The 18,650-nt window shown below is 69.1% G+C and carries 20 protein-coding genes; 11 read left to right on the forward strand and 9 right to left on the reverse strand.

What is annotated here, in order from left to right; all coding sequences use genetic code 11:
* Positions 1-14: 14 nt before the first annotated feature.
* From ABEA43_RS40630 to ABEA43_RS68300, 4 genes are all read right to left on the reverse strand, one after another.
* A complete protein-coding gene (locus ABEA43_RS40630; RefSeq protein WP_345570609.1) occupies positions 15-1,976 on the reverse strand; it encodes a S8 family serine peptidase in 1,962 nt (653 codons plus the stop codon).
* Positions 1,973-3,913 (reverse strand): S8 family serine peptidase, encoded by a 1,941-nt coding sequence (locus tag ABEA43_RS40635; protein WP_345570611.1) that lies wholly within the window; start codon positions 3,911-3,913, stop codon positions 1,973-1,975. Before ABEA43_RS40635 ends, ABEA43_RS40630 begins: the two co-directional genes overlap by 4 nt.
* Entirely contained in the window at positions 3,910-5,790 is a 1,881-nt protein-coding gene (locus tag ABEA43_RS40640; protein ID WP_345570613.1) for a S8 family serine peptidase, read from the reverse strand. The genes ABEA43_RS40635 and ABEA43_RS40640 overlap by 4 nt, the downstream gene beginning before the upstream one ends.
* Positions 5,791-6,306: 516 nt before the next feature.
* Complete coding sequence (locus ABEA43_RS68300; RefSeq protein WP_425570452.1) at positions 6,307-6,840, reverse strand: DDE-type integrase/transposase/recombinase; 534 nt, start codon at positions 6,838-6,840, stop codon at positions 6,307-6,309.
* Between ABEA43_RS68300 and ABEA43_RS40645 the strand changes: the two genes are divergently transcribed.
* Together ABEA43_RS40645 and ABEA43_RS40650 are read left to right on the forward strand one after the other, a co-directional pair.
* Positions 6,742-6,942, forward strand: a complete 201-nt coding sequence (locus ABEA43_RS40645; protein ID WP_345570615.1) for a hypothetical protein — start codon at positions 6,742-6,744, stop codon at positions 6,940-6,942. The two genes, ABEA43_RS68300 and ABEA43_RS40645, sit on opposite strands and share 99 nt — an antisense overlap.
* Before the next feature lie 57 nt (positions 6,943-6,999).
* Complete coding sequence (locus tag ABEA43_RS40650) at positions 7,000-7,221, forward strand: hypothetical protein (RefSeq protein WP_345570617.1); 222 nt, start codon at positions 7,000-7,002, stop codon at positions 7,219-7,221.
* Positions 7,222-7,271: 50 nt separating this feature from the next.
* Here the strand turns inward: ABEA43_RS40650 and ABEA43_RS40655 are convergent, their stop codons facing one another.
* Both ABEA43_RS40655 and ABEA43_RS40660 read right to left on the reverse strand, forming a co-directional pair.
* A complete protein-coding gene (locus ABEA43_RS40655) occupies positions 7,272-8,012 on the reverse strand; it encodes an N-acetylmuramoyl-L-alanine amidase (RefSeq protein WP_345570619.1) in 741 nt (246 codons plus the stop codon).
* 99 nt (positions 8,013-8,111) lie between these two features.
* Positions 8,112-8,309 carry a hypothetical protein gene (locus tag ABEA43_RS40660; RefSeq protein WP_345570620.1) on the reverse strand — a complete coding sequence of 66 codons (198 nt, stop codon included), beginning with the start codon at positions 8,307-8,309 and terminating at the stop codon, positions 8,112-8,114.
* A 196-nt stretch (positions 8,310-8,505) separates the two neighbouring features.
* Here ABEA43_RS40660 and ABEA43_RS40665 point away from each other — a divergent pair, with 196 nt between their 5' ends.
* A complete protein-coding gene (locus ABEA43_RS40665) occupies positions 8,506-8,997 on the forward strand; it encodes a hypothetical protein (RefSeq protein WP_345570622.1) in 492 nt (163 codons plus the stop codon).
* A 253-nt stretch (positions 8,998-9,250) separates the two neighbouring features.
* Here ABEA43_RS40665 and ABEA43_RS40670 read toward each other — a convergent pair whose 3' ends face one another.
* Entirely contained in the window at positions 9,251-9,640 is a 390-nt protein-coding gene (locus ABEA43_RS40670; protein ID WP_345570623.1) for a nuclear transport factor 2 family protein, read from the reverse strand.
* Here ABEA43_RS40670 and ABEA43_RS40675 point away from each other — a divergent pair.
* Positions 9,629-10,087: a TetR/AcrR family transcriptional regulator gene (locus ABEA43_RS40675; protein WP_425570453.1), complete on the forward strand. Its 459-nt coding sequence runs from the start codon at positions 9,629-9,631 to the stop codon at positions 10,085-10,087. The genes ABEA43_RS40670 and ABEA43_RS40675 overlap by 12 nt on opposite strands.
* A gap of 90 nt (positions 10,088-10,177) precedes the next feature.
* Here the strand turns inward: ABEA43_RS40675 and ABEA43_RS40680 are convergent, their stop codons facing one another.
* Positions 10,178-10,999 (reverse strand): DeoR/GlpR family DNA-binding transcription regulator, encoded by an 822-nt coding sequence (locus tag ABEA43_RS40680; RefSeq protein ID WP_345570627.1) that lies wholly within the window; start codon positions 10,997-10,999, stop codon positions 10,178-10,180.
* A 94-nt stretch (positions 11,000-11,093) separates the two neighbouring features.
* Between ABEA43_RS40680 and ABEA43_RS40685 the strand changes: the two genes are divergently transcribed.
* The 7 genes from ABEA43_RS40685 (at position 11,094) to ABEA43_RS40715 (ending at position 17,478) form a co-directional block, all read left to right on the forward strand.
* Positions 11,094-12,074, forward strand: coding sequence for a carbohydrate ABC transporter permease (locus ABEA43_RS40685; protein ID WP_345570628.1), 981 nt, complete (start codon positions 11,094-11,096; stop codon positions 12,072-12,074).
* Between the two features lie 8 nt (positions 12,075-12,082).
* Positions 12,083-12,949: a carbohydrate ABC transporter permease gene (locus ABEA43_RS40690; RefSeq protein ID WP_345570630.1), complete on the forward strand. Its 867-nt coding sequence runs from the start codon at positions 12,083-12,085 to the stop codon at positions 12,947-12,949.
* A gap of 43 nt (positions 12,950-12,992) precedes the next feature.
* A complete protein-coding gene (locus tag ABEA43_RS40695) occupies positions 12,993-14,330 on the forward strand; it encodes an ABC transporter substrate-binding protein (protein WP_345570632.1) in 1,338 nt (445 codons plus the stop codon).
* A 70-nt stretch (positions 14,331-14,400) separates the two neighbouring features.
* The gene (locus tag ABEA43_RS40700; RefSeq protein ID WP_345570633.1) at positions 14,401-15,126 is read left to right on the forward strand and encodes a glycerophosphodiester phosphodiesterase; all 726 of its coding nucleotides are present in this window, start codon (positions 14,401-14,403) and stop codon (positions 15,124-15,126) included.
* The gene (locus tag ABEA43_RS40705) at positions 15,123-15,812 is read left to right on the forward strand and encodes an HAD family hydrolase (RefSeq protein ID WP_345570635.1); all 690 of its coding nucleotides are present in this window, start codon (positions 15,123-15,125) and stop codon (positions 15,810-15,812) included. Before ABEA43_RS40700 ends, ABEA43_RS40705 begins: the two co-directional genes overlap by 4 nt.
* Before the next feature lie 62 nt (positions 15,813-15,874).
* Entirely contained in the window at positions 15,875-16,843 is a 969-nt protein-coding gene (locus ABEA43_RS40710) for an inorganic phosphate transporter (RefSeq protein ID WP_345570636.1), read from the forward strand.
* Positions 16,840-17,478 carry a DUF47 domain-containing protein gene (locus ABEA43_RS40715; protein WP_345570637.1) on the forward strand — a complete coding sequence of 213 codons (639 nt, stop codon included), beginning with the start codon at positions 16,840-16,842 and terminating at the stop codon, positions 17,476-17,478. The genes ABEA43_RS40710 and ABEA43_RS40715 overlap by 4 nt, the downstream gene beginning before the upstream one ends.
* 43 nt (positions 17,479-17,521) lie before the next feature.
* On the opposite strand, the gene ABEA43_RS40720 is transcribed toward ABEA43_RS40715, so the two are convergent.
* A complete protein-coding gene (locus tag ABEA43_RS40720; RefSeq protein WP_345570638.1) occupies positions 17,522-18,631 on the reverse strand; it encodes a helix-turn-helix transcriptional regulator in 1,110 nt (369 codons plus the stop codon).
* Positions 18,632-18,650: the final 19 nt, after the last annotated feature.

The raw sequence follows: 18,650 nt of genomic DNA on the forward strand, positions 1-18,650 counted from the left end.
GGGATACCTCCGGTCTAGATCACGCCGCCGGATATGACCAGCGCGTAACCTTGGGTTTCAAGATTCGTGAACGGGCGGAGCCGGATCATCCACGTACCGATGACGGGGCTCGGCAGGGCGACCATCTGGACGTTGTTGGTGATGTCCGGCGGAACGGGCGGGCTGGTCTTGCGTTGCCGGGAGAACCCGCTGGGCACGTCGAAGTCGTTGCCCGCGTAGAGGTTCCCGGCGGGGTCCTCGACCTCGAACCTGATCGTCTGCACGGTGGGGGTGGTCTGGCCCTCGGACGGCGGCCGGTTCACCCACACGAAGGTGATCTTCAACGGCTCTCTCGCGTCATGGACGTTGAAGCGGTAGGTACGGGTCTCGGCCAGGCGCAGACCGGCTCGTCGCGGGATGTCGATCGCGACCATCGAGCGGGTGCCGTTCTCGAAGGACAGGGTCCGGTCAAGCTGGATGAGCCCCCAGCCCTCGGTGTCGGTCGGGTAGCCGGGATGACCGCTCATGTCGACGGTCGCGTTCAGCAGCACCGCCCTGATCAGCGCGCCTGACGGGCTGGGGTTGCGGTTGCCCTCCACCGGCCGGCCCTTGGGGTAGAAGCCCTGGTTGAAGTACTGGCGGACGAGGGCGGCCGCGGCCGAGACGTTCGGCGTCGCGAAGCTCGTACTGCATCGGGTCTGGACCTCGGTGTCGCAGTACAGGCCCGTGGACGGCGTGGGCGGCAGGACGGAGGTCCTGATGCCGCAGCCGACGGCCATCAGCTCCGGCTTGCGGCGGCCGTCGAACGACGGCCCGTCCACGCCGCTGCCCCGCGACATCTGGTCGGGGAAGGCCTTGGCCGCCGCGACGCAGAGCGCGTTGAATGCGACGCTGGGCGAGGCGTTCTTCGGATTCACCCCGGTGTTCTCGCCGGAGACGACCACCACCTGCTCCTCGCGGGCCAGGCAGAACGCGTCCAGGTCCCGGGCGGCGACGTCGTAACGGATATTGGTGCTCCAGCTGATGTTGTGGACGGTCGCCCCGGCGCCCCTCCCTTCCTCCAGCAGCTCCTGCAGGCTGCGCGGGCGGCGGATCGGGTCAGGCGACGTCTTGTCCGGCGGGGCGAGGATCAGGCCGGCGTCGTTGCCGACGATCTTCGCGGCCCAGGCGCCGCCTCTGCCCTGGTGGTTGCCGGAGTTGCCCAGCTCGTTACCGGCCGCGATGCCCGCGACCTTCATGAAGTGGTCGCGGGGCGTGGCCCCTCTCGGGTTGAACAGCTCGCGGATCTTGCGATGGCCGGGGCCGGGCCTGTTCGGGGCGACGTCGGCGAAGAAGCAGTGGTTGAGGTCGAGCGTGCCCCGCTCGATGACCTGGATCACCTGGTCCTCGCCGTGCAGGCGCCGGTCCCAGACGGTGCCCCTGGCCGGGTCGCCGGACTGGGTCGTCTGGGCGGACGGCACGTCCGCGTCGACGATCGTCGGCACCGGTTCGAGCCACGTGACGTCGTCGAGCGCCGCGACCTGGGCGAGCTTGGCCGCGTCGGCCAGCGTGAGACGCAGGCGCAGCCGCCCGCCGAAGGCCCGGCCGTCGACCGTGGCGACGTCGTGCGCGCCGATCGTCGTCAGCGCGACCGTGACGGCGTCGGCGTCTGAGTCGTCGAACAGCACCGCCACCAGGTCGAGCGGCCCGGTCGCCGGGATGTCCGGGGAGAGCTTGGCCGCCTGCGGCAGCGGGGCCACGGCCCGGACCAGGAAGTCGGCGCGCACCCGGTCGGCGGTCGCCGCGTCCAGCCGTTCGAGATAGGCCAGATTCGGGACGAACCGGTCCAGCCGCAGCCCGTACGCCGCCTTGAGCCGGACGATGTCCGGCCCGCTCAGCAACGCCGCGAACTGCACGACCGTCGCCTGCGGCCCGGCCAATGCGGCCGGCTCCACCTGCGTGGGATCGAACGGCTCCGGCCCCACCAGCAGCCGGAAGTCCTGTCGCTCACTCCTCATCGCACACCTCCCGTGATCACCAGCGCGAAACCCTGCGGCGCCCGCGTGAGCACGGGGCGCAGCCGGATCGTCCAGGGGCCGGGAGCGGGGTTGCTCACGATGACCATCTGGACGTTGTTGGCGATGTCGGGCGGCGCTTTCGGGGGCGCCGCCAGCTTCCGCGAGACCCCGTTGGGCACGTCGAAGTCGTTGCCCATGTAGAAGCCCCCGGCGGGGTCCGCCACCTCGAACCGGATGGGGTCCGGGGTGAACGGCGCCACCTCCGTCATCGCCTTGCTCGTCCAGACGAGGGTGATCTTCAGCTGCTCGCCCGCGTTGTCGACGGTGAAGCCGTACGAGCGGGTCGCGGACGTCGCCATGGAGGCGGCGCTCCTGACGTCGTGCACGATCAGTTTGCGCGTGCCGTTCTCGAAGAACAGGGCCCGGTCGAGCTGGATGAGCCCCCAGCCCTCGACGCCGCTCGGGTAGCCGGGGTGGCCGGTCATGTCGACGGTCGCGTTCAGCAGCACCGCCTTGATCAGCGCGCCTGACGGCTGCTTGACGATCTTGTCCTGCTCGGGCTTGCCGTTCGGGTAGAAGCCCTGGGTGAAGTACTGGCGTACGAGGGCGGCCGCGGCCGCGGCGTTCGGCGTCGCGAAACTGGTGCCGCACGTCTGGACGGCGGTGTCGCAGTACACGCCCTGGGGTGGCGCGGGCGGCAGGACGGAGGTCCTGATGCCGCAGCCGACGGCCATCAGGTCCGGCTTGCGGCGGCTGTCGAACGACGGCCCGTCCACGCCGCTGCCCCGCGTCATGTGGCCGGGGTGGGCCCTGGCCGCCGCGACGCAGATCGCGTTGAGCGCGATGCCGGGCGGCAGGTTCTTCGCGTTCGGCCGCGTGTTCGGCCCGCCGGCGACCACCACCTGCTCCTCGCGGGCGAAACAGAACGCGTCCACGTCCCGGGCGGTGGACTCGTAGCGGACGGTGATGGCGTTGACCCAACTGAAGTTGTGGATGGTCGCGCCGACGCCCCTCCCGTCCTCCAGGAACTGGTGGACGCTGCGGTGATTCGGGCCCAGGTCGCGCAGCGCGGCGCTGTCGTTGCCGACGATCTTCGCTGCCCAGGCGCCGCCGCGGTCCTGGTGCTGGCCGGAGTTGCCGATCTCGTCGCCGGCGGCGATGCCCGCGACCTTCATGAAGTGGTTGTCGGGCGCGGTGCCGGCCCTTTTGAACAGCGCGCGTACCTTGCGATGGCCGGGGCCGGGCCTGTTCGGGGCGGCGTCGGCGAAGAAGCAGTGGTTGAGGTCGAGCGTGCCCTCTTCGATGATCTGGATCACCTGGTCCTCGCCGTGCAGGTGCCGATCCCACACGGTGCCCCGGGCCGGGTCGCCGGACTGGATCACCTGGGCGGACGGCACGTCCTGGTTCTCGACCGCGGGCGCCGGTTCGAGCCACGTGACGTCCTCCAGCGCCGCGACCTGGGCGACCTTGGTCACGTCGTCGAGCCCGAAGACCAGGCGCAGCCTGCCGCCGAACTCGCGGGCGTCGCTCGCCGCGACGTCGTGCGCGCCGATCGCCGTCAGGCTCGCCGTGACGGCGGCGGCGTCCGAGTCGTCGAACAACACCGCCGTCAGAGCGAGCGGCCCGGCCACCGGGATGTCGGGCGAGAGCTTGGCCGCCTGCGGGAACGGGGTCACGGCCCGGACCAGGAAATCCGCGCGCACCCGGTCGGCGGTCGCCGCGTCCAGCCGTTCGAGATAGGCCAGATTGGGGACGAACCGGTCCAGCCGCAGCCCGTACGCCGCCTTGAGCCGGACGATGTCCGGCCCGCTCAGCAACGCCGTGAACTGCACGACCGTCGCCTGCGGCCCGGCCAACGCGCTCTCCTGTACGAGCTCCACGGGATCGACCGGCTCCGGCCCCACCATCAGCCGGAAGTCGGGACGCGGGCCCGTCACAGCTCGTCCACGGCGACGTCACCGGAGACCACGAGCGCGTAGCGCTGTTTCTCCTGGTGCCCGGACTGGCGCAGCCGGATCCTCCAGGTCCCTGGAGTGGGCTGATTCACGATGACCATCTGGACGTTGTTGATCGCGTCCGGCGGGCCGGCCGGGGCTTTCGCCAGCTTCCGCGAGACTCCGTTGATCCCGTCGAGGTCGTTGCCCATGTAGAAGTTGCCTTGGGAGTCCTCCACCTCGAACCTGATGGCGTCCACCCGGGGATGCGGCAGGTTCTGCTCGGACGGCGGCCGGTTGACCCACACCAGGGTGATCTTCAGCGGCTCCGTGTCGCCGTTGACGAAGAACTGGGACGTACGCGTCTCGCCCATCCGCAGGCCGGCGCTCTTCGAAACGTCCTTGACGATCAGCCTGCGGGGGCTGAAGTCCTTGAAGAACAGCGTCCGGTCGAGCTGGATGATCCCCCATCCCGTGATGTCGTTCGGGTAGCCGGGGTGATCGGTCATGCGGACGGTCGAGTTGAGCAGCACCGCCTTGATCAGCGCTCCTGACGGCTGCTTGATGACCTTGTCCTGCCGCGGTTCGCCGGCCGGGTAGAAGCCCCTCTGGAAGTACTGGCGCACCAGCGCGGCCGCGGCCGACGTGTTCGCCGTCGCGGCGCTGCAACCGCACGCGATCGTTTCCACGTCGCAGAACGGGCCATTGGGAGCGGGCCTAGGGATCGTCGAGGTGGTGATGCCGCAGCCGACCGCCATGAGGTCCGGCTTGCGTCGGCCGTCGGGCGTCGGCCCGTTCACCCCGTTGCCCCGCGACATGTGGTCGGGGAAGGCTTTCGTGGCCGCGACGCACAGCGTGTTGAACGCGATCCCGGGCGGCAGGTTCTCCGGCCCCTGCTCCACGTTCTGGCCGGCCGCGACCAGCAACTGGTCCTCGTGGTCGAAGCTGAACCTGTCCGCGTCCTGGGCCAGCAGGTCGTAGGCCGCCGCCCTGCCGATCCCCCAGCTCAGGTTATGGACGCTCGCGCCCTCCTCCCTCGACGCATTCAGCAGGGTCTCGAGGCTGAAGACCAGGAAACCCGTACTGATCTTCTCTCGCTTCAGGTCCCCGAGGCTGCGGGTGACGAGCTTGGCGGCCCACGCGCCGCCACGGTTCGGGTGATTGCCGGAGAACCCGAGCTGGTCACCGGCGATGATGCCGGCCATCTGCATGAAGTGGAGGCCGACGACGCCTTCGTTGAACGCCCGGACCACCTTGCGATGGCCCGAACCGGGTTTGTTCGGCGGGTTGCCGGCGAAGAAGCAGTGGTCCAGGTCGACGCCACCCTGGTCGATCATCCCGATCACCTGGTCCTCGCCGTGCAGGTTGTGGATCCAGATCGAGCCGCTGGACGGGTCGCCCGACTGGATCGTCCGCGCCGGGCCGGCGTCCATGAGGGTGAACTCGGGCTCGGGCTCGATCCAGATGACGTCGTCGATCGCCGCGGCCTGGGCGACCCTGGACGGGTCGTCGAGCGTGAGGTGCAACCGCAGCCGCCCGCCGCTCTCCCGGTCATCGGCCGTCGCCATGTCACGCGCGCCGAGCGCGGTCAGACTCGCCGTGACGGCGACGGGGTCCGAGTCCTCGAACAGCACCATCGTCAGGTCGAGCGGCCCCGTGGCGGGGATCGTGGGCGACAGCTTCGACGCCTGCGGGAACGGGATGACCGCCCTGACCAGGAAGTCCGCGCGTACGCGGTCGGCGGTCGCGGTGTCCAGGCGTTCCAGGTAGGCCAGGTTGGGGATGAACGTGTCCAGGCGCAGGCCGTACGACGCCTTGAGGCGGGCGATGTCGGGCTCGCTCAGCAACGCCGCGAACTGCACGACCGTCGCCCGCGCCACGCCTGCCGCGGCGAGCCGCTCCCGGCGGGACGACTCACTGGGGGGCGGCTCTTGGCGGGCGGGTACTTGGCGGGACGGTTCTTGGCGGGACGGTTCCGCTGCCGCAGGATCGAATGGCTCCGGCGCCACCATCAGCCGGAAGTCCCGCGGCCCCGGGACGAGCTCCCCCGTCATCGCTCATCCCGCTCTCCGGCCGCGGACTCGATCCACGAGCCTCGGCCGGACCGGTGCTGGACACGGTCGATCACTGCATCCTCCTTGGAGTGGACGAGCCGGCGCCGACCACGCACCCCGGCGGCCGGCACGAACCCTCAGCGGCTCCGCGATGGCATGCCCCCGAGGCAGAGCCGCCTTACTAGAAAGGCGTTCCATCGCGTTCCACCCCCCGTTCCAACCCCCCGACCCGCCCAGACAGCCCTGCTGGAGAGGGCGACCAACGCCCACAAACCCCTCAGACGGAACGGACGCCAGACCACACACGACCGATGCACCGATGCGGCTCACCTCGCACGCTGATCAGCCGATACCGATCCCCCGACCCCACCGGGGCGTGCCGGGCTCAGCCTCGGTGAGACGCGCCGAGCGGGCGCGCCTCATGACGCGGACCGTGCGCAGCCCAGAAACGGGTGGGCGCGCTTCAGCGTGATCTGGCGGACGTGGTGATGCCGGAGGAGCATCGCTCGTTCGCGACTCTTGTGGTGGGGTTGATCGCGCAGACGCGGACGGTGCGCGGGATGCTGCTGGGCGCCGGCCTGGAACAGGTGTGGCTTCACTGCCGCGCGCACCGCTTGTCGAGCGCGCACCCGACCCGGCCCATGGACTGGACCACGCCCAGGCGCCGGCACAGGCCCTGGTGGCGGGCGGCGGTGTATTCCGAGCCGCGGTCGGAGTGGAGTCGCCGCCGCGGGTGGCCGCCGCCATCTGCAGTGAGGCGCACATCAGCGCGGCATCGTGGTGCTCGGACATGGCGTAGCCGAGCAGCCGGCGCGAGAACAGATCCTCGACCGTGGCCAGATACAACTTGCCCTCGTCGGTGTCGATCTGCGTCACATCGCCGATGATGCGTTCAGCTACACCGCCCTGGTGACCGAGGACGATCGTGGATTCATCTCCTTCACCAGGTCAACAAAGGCAACGCGGGTGGCACCCTGAGCAAACCCCGCCGACAACAGGAGCAAACCCGGTCCTTCCGTAACTGGGGCGTGGGCGTTGAGGCCCGCATCAGCCACCGGCCCCGGCCTGCGCGCCTACACCTGGACGGAGTGGTACGACGCCGGCCCCTACCTGGATCTGGCCGGCACCATCTCCGCCTACCGGATCCCCGACCCGGGCCTGCGGAAGCTGGTGCTGCGGGAGGAGGCCGCGCTGCTGGGCGACGGCGTGGACATGACCTTCACCGCCGATCTCACCCTTGCCCGCCGAGCCGACTGACCTGACCTGACCACTCCGGCGCACCCCGGCCTCACCGAGACAGGACTTGGTCAGTCACCGCTGAAAAAGTTCTCGATCCCGTTCGCCAGCGAGTCGGCGATGCGCTTGCGGAATCCGGCGTCGGACATCTTGGCCGCGTCGCCGGCATTGCGCATGTTGCCGCACTCGATGAACACGACCGGGCGCTTCGACAGGTTGAGCCCGCCCAGGTCGGTACGGGACCGCAGGCCGTTCTCGCCTCTGTAGTTCGCGTACGGCATGCCGGTGCCGGCCTGGTACGCGTCGCGGATCGCCAGCCCGAGCCGGCGGGACGGACTGACGACCTCGTCGTTGTGCCCGGGAAGCAACCCGGGAAGGGCCACGTGGAACCCGTGCCCGCCCGGCTTTCCGCTGTCGCCATGGATGGACACCACCGCGTCCGCCTTGACCTCGTTCCCGATGGCCGCCCGCTCGGTGACGCACGGACCGACGCCTTCGTCGTCGGGCCGGGTGAGCACGACCTCGGCGCCCATCTTTTCCAGGAGTGGCTTGAGATGTTGGGCGACGCTCCAGGCGAAGGCGTTCTCCTGGTATCCGGAGGCGGTCTCGAAGCCGACGGCGTTGCAGGCCTTGCTCTGAGTGATGATGTCGACCTGCCGGTTGATCTCGGTGGGATGTGAGGCGTTCCCACCGTTGTGCCCGGGGTCGAGCACCACGACCTTGCCTGCCAGCGGCCCCAGATTCGGGGACGATGGCGCAGGTCGAACCTCCTCAGGCAGGTCCGGCGCGACGATGCTGCACCCACTGGACAACGCGGCCAACGTACTGAGAACCAGCAACCCAGATCGATCAACGCGCATTGTCAGACGGTATCGGGCGATGACCCGTCAAACCCTGAAAATCCCGTCGACTCAGCGCTTCACCTTGTCGTGGTCGATGATCCGCTCGCAGATGGCGTTCATCCTCGGTCTGGCGATGCGCTCCCCCAGATCCATCGCCAGGTTGCGGGCCTGCTGCACAGTCCATGCTCCGGCCAGGTGCACTTTTCGCGTGCCGTACTCAATGATGGCCAGCGCATAAAGCCGTTTGAGCAGCACCGTCTCGACCACCAGGAAGTCACCCGCGACGGAGACCCCTGTCCGATGCCGCCGCCCGGCGCAGGGCACAGGGCCGCTCCCGTCGCCGGGCATGTGTGGGCCCGGTGTTGGCGCGGATGCGGGTGCGACGGTTGCGCAACGCCGCACGGCACGATCGGAGCGTTGTCGGGCGGCACAGCGCCGCCCCGGATGTGAGGAGTGATGCGGCATGTCTGCTGCGATTCTCAAGAAGGTACGCGGCCGGCGGGCGATCTGGGTCGCGGCGGTTGCCACGCTCGCCGGCATCGGCTTAGCTGTCCCGGCGTCCGCCGCGGTGCCTCCCGAAGTGATCATCGCCGACACGTTCGCCACCCGGACGGCGACGGGCGCCGCGAACGTCTTCTTCGACTTCGCCGTCCCGGCCGGAAGCTGGACCGCCGAGGCCACGCTCACCGGCCGCAACAACACGGCCGTGGCGTCCGGCCTGGCCTGCACGTTGCTGATCATCAGCGAGAGCAGCACCAACAACAGCCGCACGGTCGCCTCGCTGGGCCCCAACGGCCAGCTCGCCAGCCTGGCAGCGGTCACGGCGCGCACCGTGGGCACCTCCGGGACCGTGCGGTTGTCGTGCAACGCGACCACGACCTCGAACATCTCGGTGTTCAACGTGAGCATCATGGCGACGCGCGTCAACGCCCTGACCCGCGTGAACCTCGGCTGAGCCCGCGGCCGGCCCTGTGGCTCCAGCGCCCGTGAGCGAGCGCCGGAGCACGTCATGACGGGGACAGCGATGTCCCTGTCGTGACCCGGGCCGTGCGGTTCCGCGTCCTTCGCGCTCGATGAGGGAGGAACGCGATGAATCCGGTCGGACCTCGTACCGCCCACGGTGTGGTCGAGGCTCGAGGCCGGCGGCATGCCGCATCGACACCAGACGCCGCGAGCGTCGCAGGTGCCCGAGGCTGAAGGAACGGGCCTCAGGCGCTGAGTGCCGACAGAACGCGCTGCACGTCCCAGTACCCGCGTAGCGAGACGACCTGATTGTCGTGGTTGATCGTGCAGACGAAGACGCCGTCGTTGGGGAAACGTATGGGGACCGTGGCGACGACGGCGGCCTCGTCGCCCGCGGCGTGCACCGCGGTGACATCGAAACGTACCTGGTTGGGGGCGATGCCTTGCCGCCAGAAGCGGTCGAGCCCGTCCAGGCCCCGGACGCCGGCCCCCTGGGCATCCAGGGGTGAGCCACCGACCGGGTCGTACAGCACCGCATCGTCGGCGTAGCAGGAGAGCCAGGCGCCGCGGTCGCCGGCCATGACCGCAGAGGTGCCCGCGCGGCCGGGGTTTCCCGCCAAGCGGTGTATCTGCACTTCAGCTCCCGGGCCAGCCTTTTCGTGGCCGTCGTGCGCCACATGGACGAACAGGAGGACATCCGCCGCCACTGCAAGCAGGCACTCGGCAAGGACGACCCGGTGAAGGCCCTGGAAGCGTTCGTGATCGTATGGCTACGCTACGCGGCGAAGATCCACCCCGTGGCCTCGGCGCTGCTGGCCTCCCGCCGCGATGACCCCGACGCCATGACCGCCTGGAACGACCGCATGGACGAGCTTCGCACGGGCTTCCGGCACGCCGCGCAACGACCGGCGACCGCCGGCCGCCTGCCGCCGGGGCTCGACCCGGACACCGCCGCCGACCTGGCCTGGGCGATGACCTCGATCCCCGTGTGGGAACAACTGACGATCGACTGCGGCAGGCCCGCCATCGAGGTGCGGCAGCGCCTCACCGCCGCTGTCATCAGTGCCGTGACCGCCGGATGAATCCCGCGCGACCGATGTGATCGTCCCGTCCGGCCCGGACACCACCGGCGCCACGCCCCTGCGCGCCAGATCACAAAGATCGCCGCAGGATCAGACGCGGAGCACTCGGGGGCCGGCCGCGCCGTAGCGCTGCGCGGACGATCGGGACAGCTGTTTGCCGGTGACGACCCAGGCCAGCTGCCCGACATCGGCGAACTTGGCGAAGCTGATCACCCCGAACCGGGTGTGCTCGCACAACAGCACGGACTGGCGGGCCGCCAGCATCGCCGCCGTCTTGGCCTGCGCCACGGACGGGTCGGGAGTCGTCAGCCCGCGGTCGATCGACACCCCGTTGGCGCCCATGAACGCCAGGTCGACATTCAGCTCCGCGAGCATCGCCGTCGCCCACCGGTCGACCGTTCCCATGGTCGCCGGCCGCAGCCGGCCGCCGACAATGATCACATCGTGATCAGTCTGACGTCCGAGTTCAGCAGCAACGGTCAGAGATCGGGTCACCACGGTCATCCGCTGCAGCCTGCGCATCGGCCCGACCAGATCCTCCGGCAGCGCACCCTCGTCGAGAAGCACCGTGCCGACGTCGGCCATCAGGGCGACCGCGGCTTCGGCGATGGCCAGCCGCTCCTCGGTCCGGGCTTTGTGCCGGTTTTCCACCGGCGTCTCGTAGCGGCCGATGTCAGTGGGGTAGAAGGCGCCGTACGACCGGACGATCAGCCGCTGTGACTCAAGCGCACGCAGATCCCGGCGCAGCGTCACGGGCGAGATCGCGAACAGGTCGGCGATCTCGGAGACGACCGCACGGCCTTCGTTGCGGACGTAGCTGAGGATCCGCTGCTGACGGTCGAAGGCGCGGCCCTGAAATGAGCTGGACATCTGGTTTACGCCCTTGCACATATGGTTGAAACGTTCGCGCAATAATCACAGATTTGCCATCTTCTGACCAGAGTTGAGCGCAGGACCACCAGTAAAGTCACCAGCGTTCATCGTCGATGCGGATGGGTGGTAGCCCGTGAGCAGTGGAGCAAGCGATCTCGGTTCGAGATCAGCTCTGTCGATCGGCGCCCGCCGGCCGGCCAATGCCGGGGGAACGGCCTCCGAACGGTCAATCGGCGCGATACGCCGGCGACGGCGCGGGTACCTGCTGTTCGCCGCGTTCGCGCTACCCAACCTGGCGTTGATCGCCGTGTTCTCCTACTGGCCGATCATCGAGAACATCTACCTGAGCTTCACCACCTGGGACTTCATCTCGCCGAGCGCCGACTGGGCCGGCCTGCTCAACTACGAGGCTCTGTTCAGCAGCTGGTCCTTCTCCGAGGTCCTGTTCCGCACGCTGGTGTGGGTGGTCGTCGTCGTTGTCGTGACCTTGGTGCTCGGCCTGGCGCTGGCGCTGCTGTTCTCGCAGCGCATCCGGGGCACCACCGCGGTGCAGACGCTCGCCTTCTCCCCGCACGTCCTGTCCGGGGCGGCGATCGCGACCATCTGGCTGCTGATCTTCGATCCCAATCTCGGCCTCAGCCGGCTGCTGTTCAACGCGTTCGGAGCGGACTCGCCGTCCTGGACGACCGACAGCTCCTGGGCGCTGTGGGCATTGATCATCGTCTCCATCTGGAAGGGTCTCGGCTTCGTCGCGATCGTCTACCTGGTGGGCATCCAGCAGATTCCGGCCGAGGTGCTGGAAGCGGCCAGCATCGACGGCGCCGGCCGGTGGACGCAGTTCCGGCGGGTGATCTTCCCGCTCCTCTCCCCGACCACCTTCTTCCTGGTGATCACCCAGACGATCTCCGCCTTCCAGTCCTTCGACGTGATCGCCATGATGACCAAGGGTGGGCCCGCCGGCTCCACCACCACGTTGAGCTGGTTCATCTACGACGAGGCGTTCAACCGGAGCAACGTCGGCGTCTCGAGCGCGGCTTCCATGATCATGTTCGTGGTGCTGATGGTGATCACCGTGTTGCAGTTCCGATTCGTCGAGCGGCGGGTGCACTACTGATGACGGTCATGCCGAATGCGGTGACACCCGAGGTCACCCCGCACCATTCGTCCGGCCCTCGGCGTACGCGCTGGTGGAGCGTGGTCGCCCTGGTGGTCGCGGCCCTGGTCTTCCTGATCCCGCTCTACCTCTTCGTCAGTACGGCGTTCAAGACCGACGCCGACATCAACAGCTGGCCGCTGCGGCTGATCCCGGGATCGCTGACCCTGGAGAACTTCGTCAACGCCTGGACGGTGGCCCCGTTCGGCCAGTTCCTGATCAACTCGGTCGTGGTGGCCGCGATCGGGACGGTGCTCAAGGTGGTGCTGGCGATCTCCACCGCGTACGCCTTCGCCTTCCTGCCGTTCCCGGGCAAGCGCTGGCTGTTCATCTTCATGATCGGCGCGCTGATGGTGCCGGGGCACGTGACCCTGCTGGTGAACTACATCACCATCGGCCATCTGGATCTGGTGAACACCTATGCGGGCCTGATCCTGCCGGGCGTGGCGTCGGCGTTCGGCACCTTCCTGCTCTACCAGTTCTTCCGGTCGATTCCGCGGGAGGTGCTGGAGGCGGCGCAACTGGACGGCGCCGGGCACCTGCGCACAATCGTCTCGTTCATCGTGCCGATGTCCCGGCCGGCGATCATCACCGTCGGACTGATCGCCGTGATCGACGAGTGGAACGGCTTCGTGTGGCCGCTGATCGCCACCAACTCGGTCAACATGCGAACGCTGCCGATCGGGTTGCTCTATCTCAAGGAGAACGAAGGCATCAACGACTGGGGCGCCCTGATGGCCGGAACCCTGTTCGTCATCCTGCCGATGGCGATCGTCTTCCTGCTGGCACAGCGCTACATCGTCGCCGGCCTGGCCGGCGGCGTGGTCCGCCGGTGATTACCCCGCACCTGCGATCCGGGTCGATCAGAAAGGAACCAGTGTGACCGGGACCAGTCTCAGCCGCCGCCGACTCCTGACCGGTGCCACCGCGGCCGCGGCCAGCCTGGCGCTGACCGGCTGCGTCGGCCGCTCAGAAGGCGACTACGCCCAGGTGAGCGGGGAGGTGCCGCCGCAGTTCGCCCGCCGCGAGCGGGTCGTGCTGTGGAGCGCGTTCACCTCCGCCAACGCCAAGATCCTGCAGTCGGTCATCGACGGGTTCAACGGCTCACAGCAGGACATCTTCTGCGAGATCCAGGTGTTTCCCGGATACTCCCCGCTCGACTCCAAGCTGGCCGCCAGCTTCGCCGTGTCGCAGGTTCCCGACATCGTCACGCTCAGCGACGTGAACTGGAACCGCTACTTCCTCGCCGAGACGCTGGAACCGCTGAACGGCTACTTCGACTCCGGCTTCGGCCCCGGCGCGTTCCACCCGAGGTTCCTGGCCGAGGGCACCATTCGAGATCAGGTCTACTGGCTGCCCTGGGCTCGTTCGACACCGCTCTTCTACTACAACAAGGAGATCTTCGCCGGCGCCGGGCTGCCCGATCGCGGACCGAGGACGTTCACCGAGCTGCGGGAATGGGGCCGTCAGCTCAAGGGCTTCAGATACCGCGGCTCACCGGTCAAGATGCGCGGCTACAGCAGCACGGACGACTGGTACTTCCAGGGCGCGACCTGGGCCTTCAGCGGCGGTTACTCCGATGGCATGACGTCGAGGCTGGACTCCGAGCAGACCGTCGCCGCCCTGGAGTTCGATCGGGCGTTCATCCACGACGACCAGATGGGCTACCTGGCCGGCGACATCAACGCCGATTTCGTGGCAGGCGTGACGGCGACCATCTGCAACTCCACCGGTGCGCTCACCTCGCTGCTCAAGGCGGCCAAGTTCGAGTTCGGCGCCGCCTTCCTGCCCGAGCAGGACGGGCCCGGCGTACCGACCGGAGGCAGTGGACTGGCGATCATGCGCAACGCGACCAAGGCCCGCAAACAGGCGACCTGGGAAGTGGTCAAGTACCTCGCCGAGACGGGCGCGCCCGAGTGGAGCCTCAACACCGGCTATCTCCCGGTGACCACCAGCTCCCTCAACTCCTCGAAGATCAAGGAGCGCAACGCCAAGACCCCCGCGTACCAGGTCGCCCAAGATCAGCTGAGCCGTGCCCGCCAGCCGGATGCGATGCGCCGGTACGTGAACGAGACGATCGCCGAGGTGCTGATCGCACTGCAGAAGGTGTACGCCTCCGACGCCGACCCGCGCGAGGCACTGCATGAAGCGGCCCGAACTCTCGCCCCGGGCATCCAGCGCGTGCTGCCGAAGTATCGGCGGATGGTGACGTCCTGACCCTGGGACCTCTCGTGCCGCCGGCCCGAAATTTCATTGACCAGTAGAAGTTTATCGAGAAAGGAAAATCATGGCATTTGCCGTCGTCGGACACCGCGGCGCCATGGCCGAAGCACCCGAGAACACCATTGCGTCCTTCCGTGTGGCAGAAGAAGCCGGCGTCGATGAGATGGAAACCGACGTACGAATCAGCTCCGACGGGCAGCTCTTCATGCTGCACGACGCGACCCTCGACCGGGTCGCGGCCGAGCCGGCCGGCAAGGGGCTGGGCCCGGTCGCGGAGCTGACCTGGTCGACGATCAGCTCGGTCGATGTGGGCGAGGGCGAGCGGGTGCCCACGCTGGAGCAGATGTATCAGGCGACGACGCGGCTGATCCAGCTGGAGATCAAGGATCTGGCCGCCATCGACGGCCTGACCGGCTTCTTCCCCCAGCATCCCGGCTATGCGGAGCGGACGATCCTGACCGGCTTCTCGGTCGAGGCGATGATCACCGTAGCCGAGAAGCTGCCGGAGATTCCACGGGGCATCATCGTGCCCAGCTGGACCGACGCCGAGGCCCACCCGGGCGGCTACCGGAAGTTGATCAAGGAAACGGGGTCCTGCCGCATCCACAGCGGCGGGGAAGGGCTGACGGCCGAGATCGTCCGGCAGCTGCACGACGAGGGCTTCCCGGTGCATGGCTGGCCCACCCGCGACGAGGACGATCTGCGGCGCTGGCTCGAACTCGGCGTGGACGGCACGACCAGCGACGATCCCCGTACGGTGCGGCGCTGGCTCGCCGAGGCCCTCCAGTGACGACGAACACAGCTGCCCCGGGCGCCGGTCCGCTGGAAGCGGTGCTGTTCGACATGGACGGCACGCTGTTCGACAGCGAACCCCTCTGGGACGTCAGTCTCGCCGGTCTCGCCGAGATGCTCGGCGGCACGCTGTCGAGCGAGACCCGCCGCCGGGTGGTCGGCGGGAATCTGCGGGACACCGCCCGGATCATCCAGGGTGACCTGGGCGTCGAGGCCGACGTCGAGGAGTCGGCCGCCTGGCTGCTGGAGCGTACCCGGCAGATGTTCGCCCTCGGGGTGCCGTGGCGGCCGACTGCCGAGGCCGTGGTGGAATCCGTACGCCGGTCGGGGATCCCCACGGCGCTGGTGACCTCAAGCCACCGCACCCTGGTCGACGAGGTGCTGACCCAGCTCGATCCCGGCATGTTCGACACCGTGGTCTGCGGGGACGAGGTGACCTGCCCGAAGCCCCATCCGGAGGCGTACCTGACGGCGACCGGACGGCTGGGCGTCGATCCGCGCAACTGTGTGGCGCTGGAGGATTCCCCACCGGGCATCGCGGCGGCGCTGGGCGCGGGCTGTCTGGTCGTGGCCGTGCCCGAGGATGGCGAGGCGCTGGCCGACGGTCACGGTGCCGTGGTGGTTCCGCTGGAGACCGTCACCGTTGATCGGCTGATCTCGTTCCTGGCCGCCCGGACCGGCTGAGCTCGCCGCCGGCCACCCGGACCGGCTGAGCGGGCGGAACACGACCCGGGAAGGAGGTGCCCATGGCAGACATCAGCTGGCAGGGACTCGCGCTGGCCGCTCTCTTCGCCGCCTTCACCGGTTTCAACGACGCCGGCGCCCTGGTCGGGATCGGCCTGCGGATCCACGGGTTCCGGCCGATCACCGGCCTGGTCCTGCTCGCCGCCGCGGTCGCCACCGCCCCGGTGGTCCTCGGCACGGCGGTGGCCGCGACCCTCGGCCGGCGCCTGGTCGCCTTCGACGGTGCCGACGCCGGTATCGCCGTCGCCGCCGGAGTCGGCGGCGCGATCCTGGTGACCGCGGCACTGTCCGCGCGTGGCCTGCCGACGAGCCTGACCCTGGCCCTGATCGGCGGCATCGCCGGTGCGGGCGTCGGCGCTCGGACACCGGTGAACTGGCCGGCCATCGGGCTCGTCCTGCTGGTCGCCGCCGTGTCGCCGGTGGCCGGAGCCCTCGCCGCGCTGGCCGTGACCAAAATGGTCGGGGCGCTGCCCGCGCCGGAGGGGGCTGGCCGGCGGCTGCGCCGGCTGCATGCCGGGGCACTCGCCGCGACCTGCCTGGCCTACGGCGCGAACGACGGCCAGAAGATGCTGGCGGTCTGGGCCGCCGTGCAGAGCGGCAGCACGAACGCGCCGGCCGTATCACCACTGGCACTGGCCACCGTAACCGGCTGTTTCCTGGTGGGAGGCATGATCGGCCTGCCCCGCCTGGCCGCGGCGCTCGCCGGCCAGCTGACCAGCGGCCGTCCGGACGCGGTGGTGGTCACCGAGCTGTCCAGCGCCGGCGTCGTCCTCGGCACCGCCGCGCTCGGGGCTCCGGTCAGCATGACCCAGTCCCTTTCCGGCGCCATGGTGGGCACCGGACTCTCCGGAGGAGCCCGGCGGGTGCGCTGGCGAGGAGTGGTACGGCTCAGCCGCGCCTGGCTGCTGACCCTGCCGACGACGTTCGCGGTCGCCGCTGTGAGTTGCCTGGCCCTGGAGGCGATCCGATGATTGCGACCCGTCTCAACCACTTGTTCCGGGAGCTCTCCGGACGCAACGACCAGGTGTTCGCCGGACTGATCCTCGATCAGCTCTCCGCGGCCGCGGACGGCGTGGCGCTGGCGACCGCGCTCGCCGACGGTGAGCTGCCCCCGGACATCGCCCGGAGCCGCATCGGCGAGATAGAGCACGAGGGGGACACGCGGCGCGGCTTGCTCGTCGCCCAGTTGCGCCGCAGCGTCAGCTCGCCCATCGACCGGGAGGACCTGTTCCGGTTGTCCCGGTCCGTCGACGACGTGCTCGACGCGGTACGCGACTTCATCCGCGAGGCGGACCTGTTCGCACTCGGCGATGCGGACATGTTCCGCCCCATACTCGCCGCGCTGGCCCGAGGCGTCGGCGAACTCGGCGATGCGGTCCGGCTCCTGTCCCGCGAGCCCCGGCAGGCCGCCGAACACGCCCTGCACGCCAAGAAGCAGGGCCTGCGAACGGCGTACCAGTACGCGGTCTCCGCGCTGCTCGCCCGCCCGCTGACCGCCGACACACTGAAGGCGACTCTGCTGCTGGGCCGGCTGGACACCGCGGGAGTGCATCTGGCCACCGCCGCGGACGCTCTGGCGGACGGGGTGGTCAAACGGTTCCAGTGATCCTTTGATCCGTAGGTTCCGGTACGCGACCGTCAAAGCCGCGCTAATCGTCCGGGGTTGCCGATGGGGCGGTCAGGGATGTGGCGCGCTGGTCGAAGAACAGGCGGGCGACCAGGTCGCCCCGGGATCCGGTGCCGGACTTGGCGAAGATCGACTTCAGGTGGTCCTGAACGGTGTAAGCCGCCAGGTGCAGCTGGTTGGCGATCTGTCTGGTCGGTAGTCCTTGGGCGACGAGTTCGGTGACCCGTCTCTCTCGCTGGGTGAGTCCGTACATGTCAGCCAGCAACGGTGCCATCTCGGCAGGACGGGCCGCTTCGAGCAACACCGCGACCGGCGCCAGCGGACCTTCACCCAGCAACGACCCGCGGACGATCACCCAACGGCCCGTCCGGGTTCGCACGCGCGCCCGAGCCAGCCCGACGTCGGCGATCCGTTCCCCGGCGGCGATGGCACGCGCCTGGCTGGCGACGGAGCGGATCACGAGCGGCAGCCTGGTGCCGGCTCGTTCGCCGACTCCGAGTTCGTCGACCCACTGCTCGGCCTCCCGATTGGCAAGGTCGACACCGTCGTCGGGGTCCAGCACGAGCATTCCGGTGTCAGGGCGGTCGGCGCATGCGTCATCCAGCAGCAGAGCCCGGCGCAGCCCGTCCGAGATCAACCCGGTCAGCGATGAGAGGAGCCGTACCTCAGACGACGAGAAGTACGGGCTGTCCGTCTCGCGGAACACGGTGAGAGCGCCCCATGTACCGGTGCTGCTGGACAGGACGACCCGAAGCTCGTCGGAATAGCCCCCAGGACGCCGGACCTCTCGCTGACGGCGGCTGAGGTCGAGGTCGCCTGCGGTCACGTGGCTCAGGCTCGCCGCCGCCGTGCCCGCGCGCGCCATGTCGACCCACTTGGTGTAGTCCGGTTCGCGTAACTCGATCTCGACGAGCCGACTGATCGAATCTGCGGGCAGCCCGTTCTCGACGAACTCCGCGGTCGGCAGCATGGTCGCCGGGTCCATGGTCATCAAGCAGGAACCCTCGGACGGCACCGCAGCATCCAGGGCATCGCTCACCGCGCGCCAGTAGGCCTCCACCGGCATCCCGCGGTGAACCAGCCGCCCGATATCGTCGCGGACCCTTTCGGACATCGCCTGGCCGTAGACCATGGTTCAGCGTAGCCGGACC

Origin of the sequence: Nonomuraea rosea, assembly GCF_039539705.1 — a bacterium.
In the GTDB taxonomy this organism is placed as follows: domain Bacteria; phylum Actinomycetota; class Actinomycetes; order Streptosporangiales; family Streptosporangiaceae; genus Nonomuraea; species Nonomuraea rosea.